This is a genomic window from uncultured Cetobacterium sp., from assembly GCF_947038635.1.
Taxonomy (GTDB): Bacteria; Fusobacteriota; Fusobacteriia; order Fusobacteriales; family Fusobacteriaceae; genus Cetobacterium_A.
Genome location: NZ_CAMQXC010000131.1, coordinates 1 through 5,762 on the forward strand (window position 1 = coordinate 1; position 5,762 = coordinate 5,762).

A 5,762-nucleotide genomic window follows, 5' to 3' on the forward strand; every position below is an offset into this window, starting at 1 on the left:
ATATAATCTCCTGCAGCCACCATAGTTTCTTTGTTTGCTAAAGCAATTCTTTTTTCTTTTTTTATCGCTTCAACTGTAGCTTCAATTCCAATCGATCCACTTATAGCTGTTAAAACTATATCAGTTTCCTCTAAAGCTCCCATGAGTTTTAATCCATTATCTCCAAAATATATTATTTTTTCTGGATATAATCCCTTTAAAATTTCAGCATTTTCTTCAGATCCTATGCAAAGATACTTTGGATTAAATTTTTCTATTTGTTCTTTAAATAATTCTAAATTTGAATACGCAGACATCCCTATAACCTTGAATTTCTCTTTTTTTGCTTCTATAACTTTTAATGCATTTGTTCCAATACTTCCTGTAGAACCCAATATAGTTATACTTTTCATACTTCCTCTCCTCAAATTCTTTATATTTCTCTTCTAAAAAAATGGTAGCTTTTTAAGCTACCCTTTTCTCTAAATAAATTTTAATAAATAATATACAACTGGTACAACAAATAGCATACTATCAAAACGATCTAATATTCCACCATGTTCTCCTAGTAATTTTCCTGAATCTTTTACTTTAAACTCTCTTTTAAACATAGATTCACCTAAATCACCTATTTGAGCTACGATACTAATTAAAAATCCAAATAATAAAACTACTATTATGCTTACATCAGTTCCAAAAATATTAAAATACTTGTTTATAAGATAAATAGTTCCCATTGTAAAAACTATTCCTCCAATAGAACCCTCTATAGATTTTTTTGGACTAATTGAACTAAATCCTTGTTTGAATATCTTTCTACCTATTCCCATTCCTACAAAATATGCAAACGAATCACATACCCATACTAAAATTTGAATTGTCAATAACCACTTCCCACCATTTGGAAGATAGTTCATTAATAATAGATGTGTAAACAATCCCGAAATATAAACAACTCCAAGCAATGTAACTCCAATATCTCTACTAGAATTTTCAACTTTATTTTGTAAAACTTTTTTTCCTATCAAAGCTATTGTCAATAACGTTATAGGCATAAGTATAAGTGTTGAATTATCTACATTTGCAAAATATATTATATTTGGTATAGCTAATCCAGCTATATATCCTAAATTTACATCTGGTTTTTTTCCACCAATTTCTGCCATTTTATAAAATTCAAACAACCCTACTAAAATAACAAAGTTCACAAACAGTAATAGTAAAAATCCTCCTTTTAATAGTACTGTTATTAAAAGCGGTATTCCTATTAAAGCTACTAATATTCTATTTAACATCTATTTTACTCCTCCAAAACGCCTATCTCTTTTTTGATAACTCTCTATAGCCTTTATCAACTCATCTTTATTAAAATCTGGCCAATAAGTATCTGTTACATATATTTCAGAATAGGCTATTTGCCATAATAAAAAATTAGAAATTCTCATCTCTCCACTCGTTCTTATTAGTAACTCCGGATCTGGTAACTGATTGTATAAATATTTTTCTACAGTTTCTTCAGTTATCTCTTTTTCATTATTTTTTACAATCTCTTTTATAGCATCAACTAACTCAGCTCTGCCTCCATAGTTAAAAGCTATATTCAATGTTATCCCTGTATTTCCTTTTGTTGCTTCTTCTAACTTATCAATCTCTGCGAGAAGATCTTTACTAACTCCCTCTTTTCTTCCAGAAACTAAAAATTTAACATTATTTTTCATCAATAATTTTTTTTCATTTTTTAAATAAGTTTTGAAAAGAAACATTAAAGTATCTACTTCTTCCTTTGCTCTTTTCCAATTTTCTGTTGAAAAAGCATAAACTGTTAAATATTTTATACCTAACTCTCCACAAGAAGTTAATATTTTTCTTAAAGTATCTGCTCCAGCTTTATGTCCATATGTTCTAGGCATTCCCTTTTCTTTTGCCCAACGCCCATTACCGTCCATAATTATTGCTATATGATTTGGTACTCTTAAACTCATTATTTCTCTCCTCTCAATAAATCACTAAATTTTACCATATTTAGAACATTTTTTCCATAAAAAAAATGGTTCCTAAGTGAACAAAAGAGGTAGTTTTTATGCTACCTCCTTTTACTTTTTGTATAGTTTATTAACTTTTATGAACTCCGCTATCTCTTTTGGTACCATATTTTCTATCGATTCCTCTTTTAAAATAGCTTCTCTTACTCTTGTTGAAGAAAAATTTAAAAACGGATTTTTAACTTGTAAAAGATTTGAATCTTTTAATAAAGTACTATATCCTTCTCTTTGAAGAACAACTACTTTAGCTAATTTTAAAATCTCTTTATAATTTTTCCATTTATGAAAATACTCTCCTGAATCCTCACCAATAATTTCAAAGTATTCATTTCCCGGGTAAAGTTCAATAATTTTTAATAGCGTATCATAAGTAAATGAAACCTCTTTTGATTTAATCTCTATTTCAGAAACCTCTATTTTTTTCTCATTTTTAAATGCTATCTCACACATTTTTAATCTCATATTTGCATTTGCTAATATATTTTTTCTGTGTGAAGGAGTTCCTACAGGCACAATAATAAGTTTATCTAGTTTCAAATAGTCTATAATAAACTTTGCCATATATATATGACCATTATGGATAGGATTGAAGCTACCTCCATATATTCCTATTTTCATTTTATCCAATCTCCGCAATAGCTTCAATTAAACACTCTGTAGTAGTACTTTCTAAAATACTTTCTCTAATTTTTTTATCTCTAAAAATTTTAGCTAATGATGAAAGTAATTCTAAATACTTTTTACTTTCACCTTTTGGTGCTCCTACTAATATTACTATTTTAACTTTCTCTCCATCTAATGAATCAAAATCCACAGGCCTTTTTAGTAGTGCAACTGATACTACTATATCTTTTACTACTTCTGTTCTTGCGTGAGGAATTGCAACTCCCATTCCAATTCCTGTAGTTCCAACATTTTCTCTTTCTAAAATCTCTTTATAGAATATATCCTTATCAGAAATTAAATCGCTATTTTCAACCATATTAGATACCATTACTTTTAATATCTCATTTTTTGAAACAGATTTATTATCTATAATGTTAATCATTTTTATATTAAAATAATTTAACACTTGTTGCCCCCTTTAAAACTTTATGCTATTTAAAATTTCATCTTCAATTTGCCATTGAGTTATTTTATTTTGATTTTTAACTCCATTTAACAACATCGCTCTATACTTCTTTTCATTTTTATAAGTATAGCTTTCTAATACTTTCTTATATGCTAACAATGATATATTTTCAGGAACTTCAGTAATCTCACTTTCATCTTCTATAGCATTTTCTAATTGACTTAAATCATATCTTTGTTTTGTAAAATAGCTGATAATTAAATATCCTATTTCATCTATCCATCCCACATTCTCTATAATCTCTTTCATAGCTAAAGCCATTAAAGGTTTATAAAAATTTATATTATCCATAAGAGATAGATTAAATATAGTTTTTATGAACTCCTCTTTATCTTTTAAAGCTAACTCTTTTCCATATTTTTTAGAGAATTCTAATTCACCTTTTATCACTAGCTTCATAAAATTTTCCCTTAACTTATCAACAGATATATTTGATAATCTTTCTATTTTCTTCTCTTTAATTCTCTCTATCTTATTACTCTCTTCTTTTAAAACTCTTTCAAAAAGCTCATCGTTTTCACAAAATACCATTAGAGGAATTGAAAAATTCATCTCTTTTCTCTTAACTATACCATCACAATCGATAGTTAAGTAGGCTCTTTTGTCAAGAGTATCCGCATTTTCAATTACTTTTGCTACTCTTTTTTCTATTCTATCTTTCATTTATTTCACCAAACCCTTTTAAGCTATTATCTTCTAACATTGTAAACTCTATTTTAAGAACAAATAAATTGTCCATCTCTAATCCTTTAGGAAGTTTTACTAAATCTTTTTCTGTTGTTATTATAAAATCTGCATCCATCGCTTTCGCTCTTTTTTTTATAACATCAAAGTCTTTTTCTTTAAAATCATGATGATCCATAAAATCTACTCTTTCTATGTACTCTGGATTTAAAGAAATTACTGTCTTTTCAAAATTAAGTGGATTTGCAAGACCTGAAAAAAGAAGAACTCTTTTCCCTGCTACCCAAAATAATGGCTTTGCATTTCCTTTTATATCACACAACGAAGTTACTCCATGTTTAGCAACTGAAACTGACTTCTTAAATTTTACTTTTAAAAATCTTTTTAATGTCTCTAAATCACTTTCAGATATTAAATCTGATTTTGTTATTATAAATTCACTTGCTCTCTCTCCACCTTTTTGAAAGTCCTCTCTTAAAGTTCCTTTGGGTAATAATGCTCCCCAGCCAAAAGGATTTGTTGCATCAATCAATACAATATCTCTATTTCTCTTTAGTTTTCTATGCTGAAAACCATCATCTAATATTATTGTGTCTACTCCAAATTTTTCCACTGCTAATTTACAAGCTTCATATCTATTTCTTCCAACTATAACTGGAACTTTTAAATTTAAAGCATGGATGTAAGGCTCATCTCCACTCTCTTTAGATGTAACTAATATTTTTTTTCCATCACTTACTACTAATGGATCAATTTTTCTTTTTCCTCTATATCCTCTTGATACTATAGCAACTTTTCTCCCCATTTTCAGAAGTTTTTTTGCAAAGAATTGAACTGCTGGAGTTTTACCAGTCCCTCCAACAGTTATATTCCCTATACATAAAATATCAACATCTGGTATCTCATTTATTTTAAGATACCTTTTATCGTAAAGCCAATTTCGTATTGAGGTTATTAAAAAATATATATACGATAAAAGTCTCATTTTTTCCTCTCTTTACTAAATTTTTACTTGAACTAATTTAGAAATTCCTATTTTTTTATTCATTGTTACTCCATATAGAGAATCTGATGCTTTCATAGTTTCTTTATTATGAGTTATTAAAATAAATTGAGATCTATCAGTAAATTCTTTTAATTTTCCAATTAATTTTCTGGTATTTTTTTCATCAAGAGCAGCCTCAATCTCATCTAAAAATGTGAACGGACTAGGTTTATACATAAATATTGCCATTATAAATGCTATTGCAACCATTGACTTTTCTCCACCAGAAAGTAGTGAAAGAGCTTGTCTTTTTTTATTTTTGTACTTTACCGATATTTCAACACCACAATTTTGGAAATCTTCTCCATTGTGAAGTGATAATTTTCCCTCTGAGTTATCTAATGTCTCTATACACATCTCATTAAAGTTTTTATTTATCTCCTCATAAGCTTCATAGAATTTCTCTTCAATTGTTTGGTCAATCTCTTTTATTAAAAGAGATAAACTTTTCTCTCCTTTTACTAAATCCTCTCTTTGCAGATCAATAAATTTATATTTATTATCTAACTCTTTAAACTCCTCAATTGAAAGTAAATTTACAGATTCAAAACCTCTTAATTTTAATTCTAACTCTCTTACTTTTGTTCTTGAAGCTTTTATATCCTCCTCTTTTAAAGAATACTCTTCAACTTCTAGTAACTCTTCTAATTGAACTAAAATCTCTTCAATCTCTCTAGAAATTCTCTCCTTTCTTTCTAGCTCTCTATTTAAAATCTCTTTCTCTTTGAATAAAGTTGTTTCAATTTCTCTTGAATTTTTTATCATATCTTTTGATTTTTCTTCTAAAATATGATCCTCTTTTTTCATATCTTTTAGTTCTTGGTTTTCATTTTCAAATTTTATATTTTTATTTTTTATATCTTCTGCTATAGTATGAGCC

At 27.7% G+C, this 5,762-nt stretch carries 7 protein-coding genes and 1 pseudogene; all 8 read right to left on the reverse strand.

Annotation, left to right across the window (positions count from 1 at the left end; translation table 11 throughout):
* A pseudogene (locus Q0V08_RS10175) lies at nt 1–392 on the reverse strand (1-deoxy-D-xylulose-5-phosphate reductoisomerase); the annotation flags it as partial.
* A gap of 69 nt (nt 393–461) precedes the next feature.
* A complete protein-coding gene (locus Q0V08_RS10180) occupies nt 462–1,274 on the reverse strand; it encodes a phosphatidate cytidylyltransferase (protein WP_297434460.1) in 813 nt (270 codons plus the stop codon).
* The gene (locus Q0V08_RS10185) at nt 1,275–1,961 is read right to left on the reverse strand and encodes an isoprenyl transferase (protein WP_297434463.1); all 687 of its coding nucleotides are present in this window, start codon (nt 1,959–1,961) and stop codon (nt 1,275–1,277) included.
* A 111-nt stretch (nt 1,962–2,072) separates the two neighbouring features.
* Nucleotides 2,073–2,639, reverse strand: coding sequence for a nicotinate-nucleotide adenylyltransferase (gene nadD / locus Q0V08_RS10190; RefSeq protein ID WP_297434465.1), 567 nt, complete (start codon nt 2,637–2,639; stop codon nt 2,073–2,075).
* A gap of 1 nt (nt 2,640) precedes the next feature.
* The gene (locus Q0V08_RS10195; RefSeq protein ID WP_297434466.1) at nt 2,641–3,093 is read right to left on the reverse strand and encodes a PTS sugar transporter subunit IIA; all 453 of its coding nucleotides are present in this window, start codon (nt 3,091–3,093) and stop codon (nt 2,641–2,643) included.
* A gap of 12 nt (nt 3,094–3,105) precedes the next feature.
* Nucleotides 3,106–3,816, reverse strand: a complete 711-nt coding sequence (locus tag Q0V08_RS10200) for a hypothetical protein (protein WP_297434468.1) — start codon at nt 3,814–3,816, stop codon at nt 3,106–3,108.
* A complete protein-coding gene (gene lpxK, locus Q0V08_RS10205; protein ID WP_297434470.1) occupies nt 3,806–4,822 on the reverse strand; it encodes a tetraacyldisaccharide 4'-kinase in 1,017 nt (338 codons plus the stop codon). The genes Q0V08_RS10200 and lpxK overlap by 11 nt, the downstream gene beginning before the upstream one ends.
* A gap of 15 nt (nt 4,823–4,837) precedes the next feature.
* Nucleotides 4,838–5,762: AAA family ATPase (locus Q0V08_RS10210; RefSeq protein ID WP_297434472.1), on the reverse strand; the 925-nt coding region annotated here is incomplete at its 5' end.

Bases quoted from the DNA above. Each gene is read 5' to 3' on its own strand.
- Q0V08_RS10180 (WP_297434460.1), bottom strand. From the start codon at position 1,274: ATGTTAAATAGAATATTAGTAGCTTTAATAGGAATACCGCTTTTAATA.
- Q0V08_RS10185 (WP_297434463.1), bottom strand. From the start codon at position 1,961: ATGAGTTTAAGAGTACCAAATCATATAGCAATAATTATGGACGGTAAT.
- nadD (WP_297434465.1), bottom strand. From the start codon at position 2,639: ATGAAAATAGGAATATATGGAGGTAGCTTCAATCCTATCCATAATGGT.
- Q0V08_RS10200 (WP_297434468.1), bottom strand. From the start codon at position 3,816: ATGAAAGATAGAATAGAAAAAAGAGTAGCAAAAGTAATTGAAAATGCG.
- lpxK (WP_297434470.1), bottom strand. From the start codon at position 4,822: ATGAGACTTTTATCGTATATATATTTTTTAATAACCTCAATACGAAAT.